The organism is Pseudomonas sp. PDM25, assembly GCF_019219045.1.
GTDB lineage: Bacteria > Pseudomonadota > Gammaproteobacteria > Pseudomonadales > Pseudomonadaceae > Aquipseudomonas.
In genome coordinates this window covers 130,155-148,320 of the sequence record NZ_JAHUWL010000006.1, presented here as the reverse complement: position 1 = coordinate 148,320, position 18,166 = coordinate 130,155, and the positions used below count along the sequence as shown (strand labels likewise).

The 18,166-nt window shown below is 58.9% G+C and carries 14 protein-coding genes and 3 pseudogenes; 8 read left to right on the top strand and 9 right to left on the bottom strand.

Going from position 1 to position 18,166, the window contains the following annotated elements; genetic code table 11:
• The first annotated feature begins 93 nt into the window (after positions 1-93).
• Positions 94-1,002 carry a LysR family transcriptional regulator gene (locus tag KW848_RS12985; protein ID WP_218537061.1) on the top strand — a complete coding sequence of 303 codons (909 nt, stop codon included), beginning with the start codon at positions 94-96 and terminating at the stop codon, positions 1,000-1,002.
• A gap of 56 nt (positions 1,003-1,058) precedes the next feature.
• Here the strand turns inward: KW848_RS12985 and KW848_RS12980 are convergent, their stop codons facing one another.
• Positions 1,059-2,003, bottom strand: a complete 945-nt coding sequence (locus KW848_RS12980) for a helix-turn-helix domain-containing protein (RefSeq protein ID WP_218537060.1) — start codon at positions 2,001-2,003, stop codon at positions 1,059-1,061.
• A 215-nt stretch (positions 2,004-2,218) separates the two neighbouring features.
• Between KW848_RS12980 and KW848_RS12975 the strand changes: the two genes are divergently transcribed.
• Positions 2,219-2,983, top strand: coding sequence for an SDR family NAD(P)-dependent oxidoreductase (locus KW848_RS12975; protein ID WP_192408170.1), 765 nt, complete (start codon positions 2,219-2,221; stop codon positions 2,981-2,983).
• Positions 2,984-3,102: 119 nt separating this feature from the next.
• Here KW848_RS12975 and KW848_RS12970 read toward each other — a convergent pair whose 3' ends face one another.
• Complete coding sequence (locus KW848_RS12970) at positions 3,103-4,608, bottom strand: methyl-accepting chemotaxis protein (RefSeq protein ID WP_375154716.1); 1,506 nt, start codon at positions 4,606-4,608, stop codon at positions 3,103-3,105.
• A gap of 478 nt (positions 4,609-5,086) precedes the next feature.
• Here KW848_RS12970 and gabP point away from each other — a divergent pair, with 478 nt between their 5' ends.
• From gabP to KW848_RS12955, 3 genes and pseudogenes are all read left to right on the top strand, one after another.
• On the top strand, positions 5,087-6,493 hold the full coding sequence (gene gabP, locus KW848_RS12965) for a GABA permease (protein ID WP_192408174.1): 1,407 nt from the start codon (positions 5,087-5,089) through the stop codon (positions 6,491-6,493).
• Between the two features lie 111 nt (positions 6,494-6,604).
• Positions 6,605-7,696, top strand: a complete 1,092-nt coding sequence (locus KW848_RS12960) for a GlxA family transcriptional regulator (protein WP_218537059.1) — start codon at positions 6,605-6,607, stop codon at positions 7,694-7,696.
• Between the two features lie 217 nt (positions 7,697-7,913).
• Positions 7,914-8,207: pseudogene (locus tag KW848_RS12955) on the top strand (PLP-dependent transferase); the annotation flags it as partial.
• Between the two features lie 185 nt (positions 8,208-8,392).
• Here KW848_RS12955 and KW848_RS12950 read toward each other — a convergent pair.
• Together KW848_RS12950 and KW848_RS12945 are read right to left on the bottom strand one after the other, a co-directional pair.
• On the bottom strand, positions 8,393-8,641 hold the full coding sequence (locus tag KW848_RS12950; RefSeq protein WP_008154408.1) for a DUF6555 family protein: 249 nt from the start codon (positions 8,639-8,641) through the stop codon (positions 8,393-8,395).
• Positions 8,642-9,039: 398 nt separating this feature from the next.
• Positions 9,040-9,597 carry an ATP-dependent Clp protease proteolytic subunit gene (locus KW848_RS12945; protein ID WP_111449600.1) on the bottom strand — a complete coding sequence of 186 codons (558 nt, stop codon included), beginning with the start codon at positions 9,595-9,597 and terminating at the stop codon, positions 9,040-9,042.
• A 264-nt stretch (positions 9,598-9,861) separates the two neighbouring features.
• On the opposite strand from KW848_RS12945, the gene KW848_RS12940 reads away from it, so the two are divergent.
• Positions 9,862-10,293 (top strand): general stress protein, encoded by a 432-nt coding sequence (locus KW848_RS12940; protein WP_218537058.1) that lies wholly within the window; start codon positions 9,862-9,864, stop codon positions 10,291-10,293.
• An 84-nt stretch (positions 10,294-10,377) separates the two neighbouring features.
• On the opposite strand, the pseudogene KW848_RS12935 reads toward KW848_RS12940, so the two are convergent.
• Positions 10,378-10,482: pseudogene (locus tag KW848_RS12935) on the bottom strand (CoA ester lyase); the annotation flags it as partial.
• A gap of 49 nt (positions 10,483-10,531) precedes the next feature.
• Here KW848_RS12935 and KW848_RS12930 point away from each other — a divergent pair.
• Both KW848_RS12930 and KW848_RS12925 read left to right on the top strand, forming a co-directional pair.
• Positions 10,532-10,765: pseudogene (locus tag KW848_RS12930) on the top strand (helix-turn-helix domain-containing protein); the annotation flags it as partial.
• Between the two features lie 238 nt (positions 10,766-11,003).
• Positions 11,004-11,876, top strand: a complete 873-nt coding sequence (locus tag KW848_RS12925; protein ID WP_218537057.1) for a DNA/RNA non-specific endonuclease — start codon at positions 11,004-11,006, stop codon at positions 11,874-11,876.
• 71 nt (positions 11,877-11,947) lie between these two features.
• On the opposite strand, the gene KW848_RS12920 is transcribed toward KW848_RS12925, so the two are convergent.
• The 4 genes from KW848_RS12920 to KW848_RS12905 form a co-directional block, all read right to left on the bottom strand.
• Entirely contained in the window at positions 11,948-15,046 is a 3,099-nt protein-coding gene (locus KW848_RS12920) for an efflux RND transporter permease subunit (RefSeq protein ID WP_218537056.1), read from the bottom strand.
• Complete coding sequence (locus KW848_RS12915; protein WP_218537055.1) at positions 15,043-16,155, bottom strand: efflux RND transporter periplasmic adaptor subunit; 1,113 nt, start codon at positions 16,153-16,155, stop codon at positions 15,043-15,045. Before KW848_RS12915 ends, KW848_RS12920 begins: the two co-directional genes overlap by 4 nt.
• Positions 16,156-16,185: 30 nt before the next feature.
• Complete coding sequence (locus KW848_RS12910) at positions 16,186-17,700, bottom strand: efflux transporter outer membrane subunit (RefSeq protein ID WP_218537244.1); 1,515 nt, start codon at positions 17,698-17,700, stop codon at positions 16,186-16,188.
• Positions 17,701-17,817: 117 nt separating this feature from the next.
• The gene (locus tag KW848_RS12905) at positions 17,818-18,033 is read right to left on the bottom strand and encodes a hypothetical protein (protein WP_134104383.1); all 216 of its coding nucleotides are present in this window, start codon (positions 18,031-18,033) and stop codon (positions 17,818-17,820) included.
• Positions 18,034-18,166 lie beyond the last annotated feature (133 nt).

Sequence of the window (18,166 nt, the reverse complement as noted above, 5' to 3'; positions counted from 1 at the left end):
CACGTCCGCCTTTCAGGCTCTGGATTAGAGTATGAGTGGCAACGCGGCAGATATAGCCGGTTCTGGGGCATACAACTTGTGACTTGAATTCATATGAGACGGTTGGACATAAACTGCTTCGCTGAAATGAACGTGTTCGTCAGGGTCGTTGAAGATGGCGGCTACACGGCTGCCGCCAAGAACTGTGCGATGACCCCATCAGCGGTCAGCAAGCTTGTCTCAAGGCTGGAAAACCGCTTGGGAACGCGTTTGCTCAATCGCTCAACAAGGCGGCAGTTGCTCACGCCTGAAGGGGCCGCGTTCTATGAGCGCAGCCTGACTATCCTGGCGGCGCTCGATGAGGCCGAGCAGGAGGCAGCAGCCAGCTCCGCGCCTCAGGGAATAGTGCGGGTCAACTGCAACGTCGATATCGGGCGTTTGTATCTGCTGCCCCTATTGAAGACATTCTTGCAACACCACCCTGGAGTATCGGTGGAGGTTTTCCTCAGCGATGAAGTCGTCGACCTGATCAGCGCACGAGCTGACGTGGCCATCCGCAGCGGACCGCTCAAAAGCTCCAATCTGGTGGCCAGGCGATTGGGCGAGACGAGAGGTCTTATCGTGGCATCGCCGGCCTACCTTGCAGCACGCGGCATACCCAAAACTCCAGCCGATCTTGTAGATCACAACTGTCTGGGGGGCACCTTCAGCCCACCGATGATGGAGTGGAGCTTCGTCGGCGCAAACGGCCAGCTAACACCGGTGTCCGTTACCGGCAACGCACGGGCCAGTGACGGCAATGGAATACGAGAACTTGCAATCCTCGGCCTGGGCCTCGCGCGCGTAGGGTTTTGCCAGGTCGAGCACGATCTGGCGGACGGCCGCCTTCTCCCGGTTTTAGCGGACTTCATGCCCATCGCAAAGACTGAAGTGCATGCGGTTTACGTAGGGCAAGGAGGAAAGTTGCCCACACGCGTCAGAGCCTTCATGGACTTTCTGGCGGCGAACCTCAAGATCCACTAATCGCGCAGGGGCGATACTCGATTAGAGCGAGCGCCTCGCAGAAACTGTAGGGCATGTCACGCTTGGCGGTAGGCGCTGGGCGTGACACCCACCTCGCGACGAAAAACCTGGGAGAAATGGCTGGGACTGGCATAACCAACTTCCAATCCGACATCAATAATGCTGCGATTGGTCTCAAGCAGTAGATGCCGGGCGCGACTCATGCGCAGGCGGATGAAATACTGCGATGGTGACAGTCCCGTGGCACGCTTAAACATCCGGCTGAAGTGATACTCGCTCAAATCGGCGATTTGAGCCAAATGCGCAAGGCGGAAGTCATCGGCCAGGTGCTCGTTCATCGCATCGATGACGCGGCGCAGCTTGTACGCTTGTAGTACGTTGCTGCGCCGGGTAGTGGTGTGCGGATCGAGATAACGGCGTATCAGATGAACGGTCAGCGCCTGAGCCAGGCTGTGTATGAACAACAGGCTGGGATTACGCTCCTCGATCAGCTCGAAGCGCAGCTGATTAAGCATGAAATTTACCCGCTCATCCTGGGCACCGGAGATATCGAGGAAGTTCACCGCAACGGTGTGCTCGCCCAGAAGGTCACGGACAGCCTGGTCGATCAGTGGAAGGCCGAGATACAGATGCATCACTTCGAAGGTGTCGCACCCCATCGTCTGCCAACGCATCTCATAGGGCTCGCTTGTGTTGGTGAGAAAGAAGTCGCCAGCCTGCACATTGACGGCTTTCCATGCCCCATCGAGCGAGCGTTCCTCGACCCTGGCCGTTCCTGCCAGGACCAATACCAGCAGAGGCTCCACCACGGCGGGCACCAGTATCGGCTCGACGGTGCTGTGATGGCTGAACACCTGCACCATCACATCCTGCATCTGCGTGAGCAGCGGCAACACTTGCGGTGTGCCCGGCAGATGATGCGGCATCGATTCGGCCGTGATGCGCTGAGCATCGATCGGTTTCAGGACTTCATTTTCGGGCTGGGGCACAGGAGGCTCCATTGAAACACCCTCAGATGGGGGCTGGCATCAATAGAATACCGTAGCCTCGGCTTCCATCAGACGCTTTAACGTTGGCGCAAAACTCCGACAGCTTCGGCAAGCCTGCGAAAGCCCAACCCTCCCCATTGCGAGACAGTGAAGCCGTCGATAACGACGGCGCCTCACAGGCGCTGAGCCGCCGAATATCTCGTCGGCTTGCAAGGCAGGAGAGCACCATGACTGAGATCAATCACAGCATTCCCAACGAAGTCGAAGGCAAGGTCGCGCTGGTCACCGGCGCCGCCAGTGGCATCGGCAAGGCTATCGCATTGTTGCTGCACGCGCGTGGCGCCAAGGTCATTGCTGAAGACCGCAATCCCTGCGTCGAAGAACTCGCCCGCCCCGGGTTAGTGCCACTGGTGGCCGATATCACCGAAGACGGCGTCGCCGAGCGCGCAGTCGGTTTGGCCGTCGAGAAGTTCGGTCGGCTGGACATACTGGTCAACAACGCCGGGATCATCATCAATAAGTTAGTCATCGACATGACCCGCGCAGACTGGGAGCGCATCCAGGCGGTCAACGTAACCGCGGCCTTCCTGCATTGCCGCGAAGCGGTCAAGGCGATGATGCCCAACAAATCGGGAGCTATCGTCAACATAGCCTCTTACGCATCCTATTTCGCATTCCCAACCATTGCCGCTTACACCGCTTCCAAAGGGGCATTGGCCCAGTTGACCCGCACGCTGGCGCTCGAGGCGATTGAGCATGGCATTCGAGTCAATGCTATCGGCGTCGGCGACGTGGTGACCAACATCCTCAACGACGTGGTTGACGACGGCCCTGGCTTTTTGGCCCAGCACGGTGAAGCAGCCCCCATTGGTCGTGCCGCGCAGCCCGAGGAAATCGCCGAAGTTGTGGCATTTCTCGCCTCGGACCGCGCGAGCTTCATCGTCGGCTCCGTGGTCATGGCCGACGGCGGCATGACCGTCACCGCCGGTTGATCAACTGACCCGGCATTTAGCGTTTTGAGCGCCTTGCCAAAACTTATTGGAAAGTAGTTGATCAGGCGCCTGAACTGTAAAGCCCGCAGGAGCGGGCTTTTTTTAAGAAAGTTGATGGGTTATCGGTTAAATCGCTCGACCAATGAATACTGGGTTTGAGCGGTCTGGGTTAATTCCTTGCTCAGCTCCGCCGAATGCCTGGCTTGTTCAGATGTTTGGTCCGCCAGATTAGCAATGGTCGTGATATTGCGACTGATTTCCTCGGCCACGGCGGTTTGCTCTTCGGTCGCAGCGGCAATCTGGGTCGTCATGTCTGTGATGTTCGCGACGGCCTCACTGATACCGACTAATGCCTTGTCTGCCTCAAGCACCCACGCCACGCCTTCTTCGGCCTGTCGCTGTCCGTTTTCCATGGTTTTAACCGCGTTGCTGGATGAGACCTGCAACTTGGAAATCAGGTTATGGATTTGGATCGTGGACTGAGTCGTGCGCTGGGCCAGCTGACGCACTTCATCAGCGACGACCGCGAAGCCTCGACCCATGTCGCCCGCGCGCGCGGCTTCGATGGCTGCGTTCAGCGCGAGCAGGTTAGTCTGATCGGCAATGCCTTTGATGACATCCACCACCGTCCCGATTTCATGGCTGTCCTTGGCTAACTGCGCCACTGTCAGCCCTGTCTCGCCCACCACGACGGAGAGGCGCTGAATGGCTTCTCGAGTGTCTCGGGCCACCTCGCGTCCACGTCCGGTCAGCACATTGGCTTCTTGAGTGGCGTCGGCAGTACGCTGGACGTGGCTGGCGACTTCCTGGGTGGTGGCCGCCATTTGATTGACTGCGGCCGACACCTGCTCGGTCTCGACCCGTTGGCGGTCCAGTCCACGAGAGCTATCGGCGGCGAGGCCATCGGATCTCCCCGCCAGACTGGTCAGTTGCTCTGCCGTGTCTTGCAGCCGAGTGAGGCAGGTCTTGAGCCGAGACGCCTGACTGACAAATGCCGTTTCAAGGCGTGCCTGAGGACCGCGTTCATCGCTGTACATTTTGGCCAGCAACGAGTCGGAGGTTGAGGCCTCAGCCATTTCCAATAGATGCAGCGCCCCTCGGTTTTGTCTGCGGGACACAAGCAACCCGATGGGAATCGATACCCCGACGGCCAAAATGAAAGCCTCAGGCGCGCTGAGGAACATGCCGCCCAGCGTCCCCACCAATCCGATCGTCACAACAGGCAACCAGGCGAGTAGGGCGGGTTGCCATTGATCGCTGCCGGGGACGGCTGATTTTCCAAGAGTGATGCGTTTATAGAGAGCTTCGGCGCGGCGGATCTGCTCGGCCGTCGGCTTGACCCTGACCGATTCATAGCCAACGACCTCACGACCTTCGAAAATCGGCGTGACGTAGGCGTTGACCCAGTAGTGGTCGCCGTTTTTGGAGCGGTTCTTGACGATGCCCATCCACGGCTTGCCTTGCTTCAGCGCGCCCCACATATGGGCAAAGATGGCGGAGGGTACGTCGGGGTGACGAACGATGTTTTGAGGCGCGCCGATCAGGTCGGACTTGTTGAAACCGCTGATATCAACAAAGGCGTCATTGCAGTACGTGATGACACCTCGTGCATCCGTTGTCGAGATGAGTTTTTGTTGAGGTCCAAGGGCAACCTCGCGCTGCGTAACCGGTTGGTTGTTTCTCATCTGTATTGCTCCTATGCCCTAATCTAGAGGCATCGGCAGCAATGAGTGAAAGATTAAGAAGTAATTCCCAAAGGACAGGTTGTACGTCGGAAAAGAAGATGTGGGGCCTTAAAGTCTACTTCCGGCGGTCAATTTATCGGTTGGATGAGGGATCTCTTCTTGAAGGCCAGAGACCCTACGCACTGATGCATGTCGAAATCAGACTCGCACGTGGCGCGCTCAGGCTACTTGCGTGGATGAGTGGGCGCGTAAGGTGGCGTGTCATTTCATGTCAGTGTGCAGTTGCGTTGACTGATGGGGAATGCTCCAAAGCGCTGAGGTTCGCCGCTTTCGATAAGGGGCAACAGGAAGAAATGATGATCGCCTGACCCTCAGTCAGCACGCGCTAACGTCGATCACCAGAGAACAAAAAAAAACAATGAATAGCCTGAACTCCAAAGATTCGAACGGTCAGTTGGCACAGGGTTTCAAGCCGCGACACGTCACCATGCTTTCCATCGCGGGGATTATCGGCGCAGGCTTGTTTGTTGGGTCGGGACATGCCATCGCTGCTGCCGGTCCGGCGGTATTGCTGGCTTATCTGTGCTCCGGCCTGTTGGTCGTATTGGTCATGCGCATGCTGGGCGAAATGGCAGTGGCCAACCCGGACACCGGTTCTTTCTCAACCTATGCCGATCAGGCGATCGGGCGTTGGGCCGGCTTCACCATCGGCTGGCTCTATTGGTGGTTCTGGGTGCTGGTGATACCCATCGAGGCGCTCGCAGCCGGGCATGTCATGAATCAATGGTTCCCGCAGATCGACACCTGGTTGTTTGCCTTGCTGTCGATCATCCTGTTGGTCGTGACCAACCTGTTCAGCGTGTCCAAATACGGCGAGTTCGAATTCTGGTTTGCGATGGCCAAGGTCGTGGCGATCATCGGCTTTATCGGTCTTGGTTTTGCGGTGTTGATGGGTTGGATTCCCGAGCGGGAAGCCAGCGGGTTGAGTCGACTCATGGAGGAACATGGCGGGTTTGCGCCCAATGGCTTGTCAGCGGTCGTAGGTGCTTTCATCACCATCATGTTCAGCTTCATCGGTACAGAAGCGGTAACCATTGCTGCCGCCGAATCCAGCAATCCTGCGCAGAACATTGCCAAAGCCACACGTTCGGTGATCTGGCGCATTGGGGTGTTCTACCTGCTGTCCATTTTCGTGGTCATTTCCGTGGTGCCCTGGAATGATCCATTGCTGGCGTCGGTGGGCTCGTACCAGCGAGCGCTGGAACTGATGAACATTCCCCACGCCAAGTTACTGGTGGATGTGGTGGTATTGATTGCCGTGGCCAGTTGCATGAACTCGTCGATCTATATTTCCTCGCGCATGCTGTTCTCGCTGGGCAAGCGCGGTGATGCACCGGAGCCGCTGAAGGTGACGTCGTCGGCGGGCGTGCCGAGAGCTGCGGTGATCGCCAGCACCATACTGGGTGCCGGCGTGACTTTGTTCAGCTATTTCATGCCTGCCGGACTGTTCCAGTTTCTGCTCGCCAGTTCCGGCGCCATCGCCTTGCTGGTGTACCTGGTTATCGCCGTGTCGCAATTGCGCATGCGCAAGATTCTGCGTCGGCAGAACGTCACGTTAACCTTCAAGATGTGGCTGTTTCCCTGGCTCACCTGGTTGGTCATCGTGTTCATCTGCGCTGCGTTGGCGGTGATGATGGTGACCCCCGAGCACCGTATGGAGGTTTCTTCGACCATCGGCCTGGCGCTGGTGATTTCCTTTATCGGCCTTGTGACTACGCGTCACCATGGTCAGCCGCAGCGGGCGGTGTCGGCGGAAAGTGCATAGCAGCCATCCAGCGTAAACCTGCTGGCGACCTCATCAGTGCTCGAGCAGTGGCGAGGCGGCAAAAGCCGCCTGCGCCACGGGCCACTACCGTCACTGCGAGAATAATCTTCGATGGCATACGACACCTCCAAGGCCGCTCCTCCTCAAACTATCGGTTTCTTGCTGCTGGACCAATTCACGTTGATCTCGCTGGCGTCTGCAGTAGAGCCTCTACGCATGGCCAATCAGTTGACCGGTCAAGAGCTCTATCGTTGGCATACCTTGAGTTTGGGGGGAGAGCAGGTCTGGGCAAGCGACGGCATGCCGATCACTCCGGACACCTCGATCATTAACGCACCGATGCTTGATACCGTGATCGTCTGCGGTGGCATTGGCATTCAAAGCGCTGTGACCCGGGAGCACGTAACCTGGTTGCGAGCCCTGGCGCGACGTTCGAAGCGGATCGGCGGCGTGTGCACTGGCAGTTGGGCCTTGGCCAAGGCGGGCCTGCTCGATGGCTTTGATTGCAGTGTGCACTGGGAATTTCTGGCCGCCATGCAGGAAGCTTTCCCGCTAGTGAACCTCAGCTCCAGTTTATTCACCCTCGACCGAGATCGCTTCACCAGCTCTGGTGGAACCGCGCCAATGGACATGATGCTGCACCTGATCAGTCGTGATCACGGTCATGAGCTATCAGCGGCCATCTCCGAAATGTTCGTCTACGAGCGAATCCGCAACGAGCAGGATCACCAACGAGTGCCCCTCAAGCACATGCTCGGTACCCATCAACCAAAGTTGCAGGAAGTCGTCGCCTTGATGGAGGCCAATCTGGAAGAGCCGATTGATCTGGACGAGCTGGCAAATTATGTCGGCTTGTCACGTCGACAGCTTGAGCGGTTGTTTCAGAAATACCTACATTCCTCGCCTTCGCGGTATTACCTCAAACTGCGCCTGATTCGCGCACGTCAGTTGCTCAAGCAAACGCCGATCTCCATCGTAGAGTTGTCGGTGGTGTGTGGCTTTGTGTCCACGCCCCATTTTTCCAAGTGCTATCGCGAGTGTTTCGGCATTCCACCCAGCGACGAGCGCCTGGTGGCGGAATCGCAACCGCTAGTGACAGCAAGAACGATTGCGCAGGCATTGCCATTGGCAAGGCCGATGAGCTTGCTGGATCAGGCACGTGATGAGTCAACCTTCGCAAGTATCAAAATTTTGAAATCCTGAATAATACGGGGTGATCTTTTCGACTTCGGGACCGCCGATTCAGCGTGGCGCGACTGTATCTGGCGACCCCTTCAAAAGCTCTTTCATATCGATCATCCATTAAAAAAACCACCCCTTAGCCCCAGATAACATGATTTTTCACACGCTCAAGCCTTCCCTATAGTCATCGCAAGCCCAATCGGAACACATCTGTGTTTCATCGATGCGAGATAGATTTATGGATGACAAGACAAAACCCGGCCATAGCCAGGGTGCTGGTTTGGGGACGCGAGTGGTTTGGGGAGGGGAGCAAGTTCAGCATCCCTACAACGCTACCCAAACTCCCATCGTAGTCAGTGCCGCCTACGGTTACCAAGACATCGATGAATGGTATGACGTGGCATTGGGTAAAGAACCGGGCTTCATTTACAGCCGCATGAGCAACCCTACGGTCTCTGTCCTGGAAGACAAACTCTGCGAGCTTGAAAGCGCAGAGTCGGCTGTCGCGTTCAGTACCGGGATGGCCGCAATCATTCGGGCACGCAAATCAGACCGGATGGCGAGCGCCGTCCAGCATCCGATTCGCCTGCCGATCTATCTCGAGGATTAGGCACTTCGTAAAAGGTCGAATGAAAGACGGGAGGTCTGAACTGACCTCCCGTTTTTTTATCTGTTCTTATTACGGTCATCGCGATGACCGCTGACCGTTCATAAAGACTAAATATCCGTCCAATCCAGCGCTGCGGACTCGCGCCATTTCACATCAGTGACCCCGTATCGCTCAGCCTGGGGTTTGGATACGACTTTAAGCGGCGGTTTCCCGGGTCTGGGAATAGGTGCCAATCCGGCATCACAACTCGCCCAATGCCAGGCATCCGCATTGCACATTGTCTTTGCCCTGATGATGAAGGACCTCGGCTCTCCATGGAGCTTGTACTCGATGATGAAGAGATCGGTGCGGTTCATGAGACCCCTCCTTATGTTCATAGACAAAGGAGTGAGCGCGTCAAGAAAAATTCAAAGTGTTTGGCAGCCCCTCTGAAGCGTTTGAATCGGGTATTTTTTTCCGTGCAGCGCCGATTACTGGTCGCCTACGCCATGGAACAACCTACTCGCAAGTTGCTGATGGAAACGGCGCAATAGCCTTGTGATCAATAGCGATGCCTACCCTGTAGCAGCTGCGTTGTGGCGAGGGGATTTATCCCCGTTCGGCTGCGAAGCAGTCGTAAAACCTGAACGCACGATCTATCTGATGCACCGTGTTGTCTGAATTCACGACTGCTGCGCAGCCGAACGGGGATAAATCCCCTCGCCACAACGCAGCTGCTACACGGATCGGGGTGGCTTGACTGAGCGCGCTGACCTCAACCACCGCTGACTTTCCAGTGTTTGACATCGTCGGCGAAGACCATCTGCTGCATCTCATGAGCGATGCCGTAGGCCAGGGATTCGTGGGCTGCGATGACTTTCTCTTCCGCTGAAAGGCAATGGAAAATATCGAGTTTGGTTTCTGCTTCAGCGGTTTCGAGGTTGAAAATCTGTACATAGCGGGCGAGGTCGTTGTCGAGGCTCGACAGGTATTCGCGCAAGCGTTGATGGTCGACCGATTTTTGACTGAAGTACCAGTTCATGGGGTGAATCAGGAAGCGCGCATGCGGCGACGTGATGCGTCGGCTTGCTGCTAAAAACATGATAATGCCCATCGATTCGATGTTGCCCGCATTAATCGCGCACAGCGGCACCGGCAATGACTTCAGGAAGGTATAGAGCGTGAAGCCGAAATTGGTGCTGCCACCACACGTGGACAGGTTCAACAGCAGCGACGTGGCACCTTGATCGATGGCTTCAAGACAACAATCCCTGAAGCGCTCGGTCGTTCCCTGATCGATCTGGCAGTGAAAATGGACGATGTGTTCGGTCATCGACTGACCTCCCAAGCACGACGTTCGCGGGATTCAAAAGCCTTTATAACCTAGTAAAAATCTGAACTCTTTTGAAAAATAATCCAATCGCAGGGTGATCGGCGGTGACTGTGCCGCCAGTCGCTCAGGACAGATTTTTCGGGAACTATCTTGTCCATTCCGCCCGTCCCGAGAGGAGCATTTTCGTTCAAACTTTCGATTTTTGATGACCTCGTAATTGAAGGCGAGCACACGCGCTCGTCCTTGAGAAAGAGGTGAACAAAAATGGCTAACACTGGAAACAACAACCCCGGAAACTTTGGCAAAGACCGGGACAAAGCCTCAGAAGCCGGCAAGAAAGGCGGAGAGGCATCAAGCGGTAATTTTGCCAACGATCCTCAACGGGCTTCTGAGGCTGGCCAAAAAGGTGGCATGGCTTCAGGCGGACAGCAGTCAAAAGATGCTGACCGTATGTCCGGCGGTGGTCAGGGCGCAGGACGCGGAGGCAGCTTTACCGACGACAGCGACAAAGCCTCGCAGTCGGGCCAGAAAGGTGGCCAGGCTTCGGGCGGTCGGCAATCCACCGATGCGGATCGCTCGACCAGCGGCGGCCAGGGAAGTGGTCGCGGCGGTAACTTTGCCGACGACAGAGATAAAGCCTCAGAAGCAGGTCGCAAAGGAGGTGAACAAGGCCCTGGAAGCGGACGTAAATTCTGATGAGGTGTGATTCACATCAAGCCCCGTGTTTTTTCGGGGCTTGATTTCTACTTCCGGGTGCACGCAGCAGATGAGCTGTCAGAGTCAAATCGCGCGCATCAGAATGGCTTGCGCGCGTCCAATGACCGGCGCATCGACCATTTGCCCATCCAGCACAAAAACGCCGTCACCTGAGCTCGCGGCTTCCATCTCGGCAGGCATCTGGGCGGGAATCGATCTTGTGCTCGCATTGGTCTGCGTGATTCGCATGTTTCAGCGGGAATTCAAGACAACGCCTGCGAAGTACGTCGAGGACGTCCGGGTCGAAGCGGCCTGTCGGCAAATAGAGCTGGGAAGGCGGTCGATGGAAGGGGTTGCGCGCCGATGCGGCTATCACAGTGTCGACGTGCTCAGAAAAGCCTTCGTGCGACGCATGGGGGTGAGTCCAAAGGAGTACGCGCAACGCTTCGCGCCAGTTAAGGAGTCCGCTTAGACATTGGCCAGTAGAATGTAAGCGCTGCTCAGCACTAAAGTGACTTGTCATGGTCAATAAATCCCGCACGACCGTCAGCGGTCGTACTGCTCGGAGCCGACCGGATCCGTATCGGCATTTTGATCAAGGACAGTGAAAGCATGCTCGCCGCAAGATAATCAGCAACCGCCTCTACCTGGTTCCGTGTATCGGGACTCGCTGTACGTTTACCCCTCAATCCAATTCGAAGATTAAAAGCATGCACCTACGCAAAATTGCAGTTGGGCTGTCGGCCCTTGTTTTGCTCTCGACCGGGGCAGAAGCCCGCAGTCTGCTGGATCTCCTCAAACCGCCCACCCAGCATCAGGAACAAGCGTCCCACTCGGGTTCGATCAACCAGAACGCGGCCCTGGAGCTTTATTCAAACAAACAGAAACTGGCATCGTTTGACGGCTGCACAGATCTGTTCCCGGCAGCCAAACCGATCAACATGGCCACTGTGCCTGCAACCATGAAACCCCTGGCCCTGTGTTCCGACAACTTTGCGGTGCTGTACTCGCAAACCAGCAAGACGCCGCTGGTAGTGGTCGAACGCCTTAATGCCGCCCAGTTGCAGGATGCCAAAGGGGAGGAGCGCACCAACCAGTTCTACCCGGACCCACGCATCCCCAAGAGTGGACGGGCAGAGTTGAGCGACTACCGTAGCCAACATCCGGCCGTGGACCGTGGCCATCAATCCCCGGCAGCCGATGCACCGAACCCCAATGCAATGGCCCAATCCTTTGCGCTGTCGAACATGGTGCCGCAAGACCCGACCAACAATCGAAAGATCTGGAGCAAGGTCGAGGCGGATGTCAGAAAATTTGCCAAGCGCGCCGATGGCAATGTTTTTGTCTTTACCGGCCCGCTCTTTGACTCAGGCCACACCACCATCGGCGACAACAAGGTCTGGGTGCCGACCCGCCTGTTCAAGCTGGTTTATGACGCATCGTCCAAGCGTGCCTGGGCCTACGTACTGCCCAACGCTGAAACCCGTATCGAGAGACCGATGGACTATGACGCTTTCGTGAAGAGTACCGGGCTCCACTTGCTGGGGAATCTTCCGGTCACAGGTTCCGTAGGACGCTCTTGATGGCTTGATGAATTGCACCCCAAAGGCTGGATGCAACCGATGGGGTGTTTCATTCACGGATATATAGCGGCTCACTCAGATGCGAGCGCGGCGTCCCCCCGGACCTGTTGGGTGTCATCGGCCGCCTGGCGACCCACCTTGAACCATGCTGCGTACAACGCCGGGACGAAGAAAATCGTCAGCAGTGTTGCCACGGTAAGGCCGCCCATGATCGCGATTGCCATGGGGCCCCAGAACACACTGCGCGTTAACGGGATCATTGCAAGCACGGTGGCCAGCGCCGTCAGCATCACTGGACGGGCTCGGTGGATGGCGGCATCCAGCACAGCATTCCACGGGTCGCGCCCTTCAGCGATCTCGATTTGCACTTGATCGATCAGGATCACCGCGTTGCGCATGATCATGCCACCCAGTGCGATGATCCCCAGGATCGCAACAAAGCCCAGCGGCGACTGGAACACCAGCAGCGCTGGCACCACTCCGATCAAGCCCAGCGGTGCGGTCAGCACCACCATCCACATGCGGGAAAAGTTCTGCAGTTGCAGCATAAGCAACAGAAGGATAGTGACCAGCATCAGCGGGGCCACCGCGAGTAGCGCTTTGTTGGCCTTGTCACTTTCCTCAACCGCTCCGCCCACATCGATGCGGTAACCGGTCGGCAGCTTGGCTTCGAGGTCCTTAAGCAATGGCTGGATTTCCTGCGTCACGGATACACCCTGTTCACCGTCCTTCACATCGGCACGCACAGTGATCGCCATTTCGCGATTACGACGCCACAGTACCGGCTCTTCCAGTTCAGCGCGCACCTGTGCGACTTGCGACAGCGGCACCACCGTGCCCTGACGCGTATAGAGGTTGATGTCTTTCAGTGTGTCGAGGCTCAGGCGCTCAGCGGGCACGGCACGAGCGACGATGTCGATCAGGTCCTCGTGCTCACGTAGCTGCGACAAGGTAGCGCCGTTCATCACGGTCTGGGTCGCCAGCGACACGTCGGCCGGCGTGAGGCCGAGCGCGCTCGCCTTGTCCTGATCAAGCTCGACCTTCAGCGTGCGAACCGGGTCGTTCCAGTCGAGCTGGAGATCACGCACCTTCGAGTTGGACCCGACCACCTTCTCCACCTGGCGGGCAATTTGGCGTACAACCTGGGTATCGGGCCCCACGACGCGGAATTGCACGGGGTAGCCGACGGGTGGACCCAGCTCAAGCCGGGTTACACGCACCCATGCCTGCGGGAATTGTTGGTCGGCCGAGGCCACCAGTCGCGCACGTACCCGCTCGCGAGCATCCAGGTCCTTGGTCATCACAACGAACTGGGAAAAGCCCGGGTTCGGCAGCTCGGGGTTGAGAGAGAGGTAGAAGCGCGGTGCGCCGGCGCCGGTGTAGGCGGTGAAGTACTTGACCTCTTCGTCCTTTGACAGCAACGCCTCCATCCGTTTCACCTGCTCGGTGGTCGCCGCGATGGACGAGCCCTCTTTCAAGCGCAGGTCGATGACCAACTCAGGGCGCGAACTGTTGGGGAAGAATTGCTGCGGCACAAACTTCATGCCGGCCAGTGCAAGTGCCAGGGCTCCAAACGTTGCTCCGATGACAACCCAGCGGCGCTCAATGGCGGTATCGATCAGGCCACGCAGCCTGCGGTAGGGCTTCGTGTCATACGGATCACCGGCATGCTGGTGCTTGCCGAAGTCTTTGGGCAGCATCTTGACCGCCAGGTACGGTGTGAAGATACCCGAGCAAATCCACGAGAACAGCACTGCGGCGCCGACGATCCAGAAAATGCCACCCGCGTACTCGCCGGTGGTGGACTTCGAAAGGCCGATGGGCAGGAAGCCCACGACGGTGATGAGTGCCCCGGTCAGGCGCGGCATGGCGGTGGACTGATAGGAGAAGGCGGCCGCCTTCACGCGGTCCATGCCGGCCTCCATCTTCACCACCATCATTTCGATAGCGATGATCGCGTCATCGACCAGCAGGCCGAGCGCGATGATCAGTGAGCCGAGCGAGATGCGCTCGAGGTTCCAACCCATCGCCAGCATCACCAGCGCCACACCACCCAGCACCAGCGGCACCGAGGTCGCGACCACAATGCCAGTGCGCCAACCCAGGCTGGCCAGGCTCACCGCGATGACGATGATCAGCGCCTCCATCAGTGACCGCTCGAAGTCCCAGATCGCGTCTTTCACAGTGGAGGGCTGGTCGGCTACGCGTTCCAGCTCCACGCCGTGCGGCAGCTCGGACTGGATCTTGTCGACCGCCGTCTCCATCGCGTTGCCGAGGTCCACGATGTTGCCGTCGCTGGTCATCGTGATGCCTAGCATCAGCACTGGCTGGCCGTTGTGGCGAACCGTGTAGGTTGGCGGATCCTCAAAGCCACGTGTAACGGTCGCAACGTCGCCGAGCTTGATCTGCCGGCCGCCTGCGGCGATGGGAACGTTGCGGATAGCCTCTTCGCTGGTGAACTGGCCGCTCACGCGCACCATGACGCGGTCGCCGTTGGTGTCGATCTGGCCTGCGGGCAACATGGCGTTCTGGCTCTTGAGGCTTTCGGCGATGGCCAGCGGTGTAATGCCCAGCGCTGCCAGGCGCTCGTGCGAGAACTCGACGTAGACACGCTTGGCCTGCTTGCCGATCACATCGATCTTCTTGACCATCGGCACCTTCAGCATGCGGCGCTTGATGTCCTCGGCGGCATCCGACAAGTCAGCATGGTCAATACCATCGCCCTTGACCGCGTACATCAGGCCATACACGTCGCCGTATTCGTCGTTTACGATCGGGCCGATCACCCCGTCAGGCAGCTCAAGGCTCAGGTCATTGAGTTTCTTGCGTGCCTGATACCAGGCCTCGCGCTGATCGGCCTTGGAGGTGCCGCCGCGCACGGTGAGTGTCATACCCGCGTAGCCTTGCCGCGCGTAAGTGACCACTTTCTCGAAGTTGTCGATCTGCTCGAATTTCTTCTCCATGCGGTTCAGGACCTGGTCCTGCATCTGCTGGGCGGTGGCGCCCGGCCAGATGACCATGGTAGTCATGGAGGGCACGGAAAAGTTCGGATCCTCGAGCTGACCCAACTTGACGAAGCTGAAGACGCCGGCCACCGCGACAAGGAGGAGCATGAACAGGACGATGGCGCGATGACGCAGCGCCCAGTCGGTAAGGTTGAAATTGTTCATCGGGCGGCCTGCTGCGTGGTGTTCGCGTCAACGATTGTCGTCACGGGTAGCGCGACCTTCAGTCCGGAAGTCATTTTCTGGACGCCGGCGGTGACGACCAATACGCCAGCCTTGGGCCCAGAGACGAGCACCTCATCTTTGCGGTAGCCCCAAACGGCCACACGCTCCAGTTCGACGATGCCTACCGGGTCTTTGCCCTCGGGCGTGACCACCCACAGCGCCGGCTGGCCGCTGCTTTGCGTCAGTGCCGTGGCGGGTACCGCCGCTACCGAGACACTTGTCATTTCGCGCTCGGCCATGACTGTGGCGGTGGCGCCCAGAGGCAGCGCCTGTACAGGCTTAAGCCGCGCGCGATAGGTACGTGTCTGCGCCGCAGCCTGCGGCGACAGCTCGCGCAGCGTGACATCGAATACCTCGTTCGGCGCACTGGCCAGCGATGCCTTGAACTGCGCGTTCTTGAAGGCGGACAACTGATCTTCGGGCACGTCGATGACGATCTCCGATTCATCCGGATTCGCAATCGAGACTACCGGTTGGCCCTCCGCCACGACCTGGCCTGCCTCGACGCGCACAGCTGTGACAACACCGTTACGGGAAGCGCGTAGAACGGTGTACTTGAGCCGGTTGCGTGCGAGATCAAGCTTTCGCGCTTCAGCCTCGGCGGTCGCATGCGCGGTTTGGGCATTCGTATGTGCGCGCTCGTCGTCGGCCGCACTGACCGAGCCGTCAGTCTTCAGCGCGGTCAGGCGCTGGCGATCAGAATCGGCCTGGCGAGTCTGCTCGACGGAAACCGTCCACTGTTGTCGCGATGCTTCCTCAGCGAGGCGGTAGTCGCTGTCATCCAGCACAGCCAATACGTCGCCTTCACGCACAAACTGACCTACGTCGACCTTGCGTTGGGCTACCTTGCCGCCCACGCGGAAGGCTTGGTCGACTTCACGCCGCGACTGTACGGTGCCCACGTAGCGACTGCTTTCGTGGGCATTGTCGTAGCTGATTTCAACGGTGCGCACTGGTCGTGGCGCCTGCACGGACGGCTTGTCTGGGCTGCACGCGCAAAGCAGAGCGGCGACGGCCAAAACGCCGGCCGTAGTAAGGGAATTCTTCAAGACAGTTCCTCTTTGAAAATCGACAGATTCTTAGGAAAGTGGTGGCCGGTCGGCTTTGGCGGTTGCAGTCGGGTTTGAGGGTTGTTCGAACACCTGCCAGCCCCCGCCCAGTGCCTTATAAAGCTGCACGCTATCGATCAGCAGGCGGGTGTTGCTTTCATTGGAGTTCAGGCGTGCCGCCAGGCGCGCCCGCTGCGAATCCAGCAGTGGCAACAGGTCGATCTGCCCGCGGTTATAGAGCGATTGGGCGCGGTTCTGCGCAGCCTCGGCGGACGCGGCGGCCAATTGCAGCGACCCGGCGCGGCGCCGCTCCTGCGCTAGCGTGACGAGGGCGTTCTCCACATCCTCGAGCGCCCGTACGATGCCGTCTTCGGCGCGCAGCAACGCCTCTTTTTGAGCGCTTTCGGCAGCATCGTTGATTGCTTGCGTGCGCCCGGCGTTAAAGAGCGGCATCGCCAGCAGGCCCGCCACGTTGGTGAAGCGTGCAACGCCGAGATCGGCGCCGTTCAGGCTCAAGCCCTGGCGGCCGAAGGAGGCATCGAGGAACAGCCGCGGAAACCACTCGGCCGCGGCTTGCTTGCGGCGCGCATTGGCTGCATCGAGTTGCGCCATCAGCGCCAGCACGTCAGGTCGGCGTTGCAGCAGCTCGGCGGGCTGGCCCGGCTTGGCCTCGGGCACCACTGTCACATCGCTAATCGAAGTCTGGACGTTCGCGGTATTGAAGGCCTGGTCGGCAATCAGCACCGCGATACGATGGCGCGACACCGCCACCTGCGTTTCCAGCGGCGGAATCTGCGCCCGCGCCGACAAGGCGTCGGTCTGCGCGCGTTCGACGTCGAAGGCTGATGCCAGCCCTGCCTGCTGGCGCGCAGTGACCAGACGCAGCGTCTCATCCTGCATCGCCGAGATTGCGCGAAGCGTCGCGACCTGGCGTTGCGCACCGACCAGTGTGAAGTAGTTGCTAACGACGTCGCTCATCACCAGCAGGCGCACTCCACGCATGCTGTGTTCGGCGGCCAGCGCATCGGCGTCGGCCGCCGCTGCGCCGGCGCGCAGGCGGCCGCTCAGGTCGAGCTCCCACGAGACGTCCAGGCCGGCACTGGTGGTCTTGGTATCCGGATAACCCTGTTTCGTGGCCGAGTTGTAGCCGCTGCTGCGATCGCTGCCGGAGGCCGATGCGCCGACACTCGGGAACAGCCATGAACGGCTGACCGTTTCGCCAGCGCGCGCGGCGTGCAGGCGCTCGGCGGCAATCTTGACGTCGCGATTCTCGCGCGCTGCTCGGCGCACCAGATCCGTCAGCACCGGGTCGTGGTAAACCTCCCACCATGCCGCCTCGGGTTCCATTTCGGAAGCCGTGCTCGCGGAGAAGTTGCTCGGCAGGTCTACCGACGGCGTGAGCACCTCCGTGGAGCACCCTGTCAAGACAATGGCAACAGACGCGGCGAGCGCTGCCCCCATGACGATGCTGACCACGCGCTCGGCATAGTGCAGGGGCGTCTGCCCGTTGCGGGTCAACAGATGGAAAGTTGGAAGTCGCGGCATCGGATTGGACTCGTGAAGATTCGAGGTGGCATCAGCGTAGGGCTCGGTGTGCGGGAAGTCGTCAGCGAAGGGTCGCCGTTCGGTCGCCATATCGAGCGCTCATTCGTGGTGGAGGCGTCACTCATCGCCGGCATCGGCCGTGTGTTCGCCGGCTGACAACGCGAGGTCCGAGGCAATCGACTCCAGCAGCTCTTCGGCGGAGGAAAACTCGCGCTGTCGTCCGGTGACCAGGTTTTCGAGGCGGCCCACCAGGGCCCCCGGCGCGGCGTCGCTGCGCAGCTTCACTACGTAGGAGCGGCGGCTCGGGTATTTGGATTCAGGGTTCAGGATCATCGCAGACCAGGGGGGCAGGAAAGTTCGACGACAGCGTAAGCGGCCCCCTGGGGCGAGTCGTAAGCGAAAGGTCAGACTTCGGTCGGGACAACACCTTAAGTTAAGGCGTTGAACACCCGCAGCCCCTGTAGGA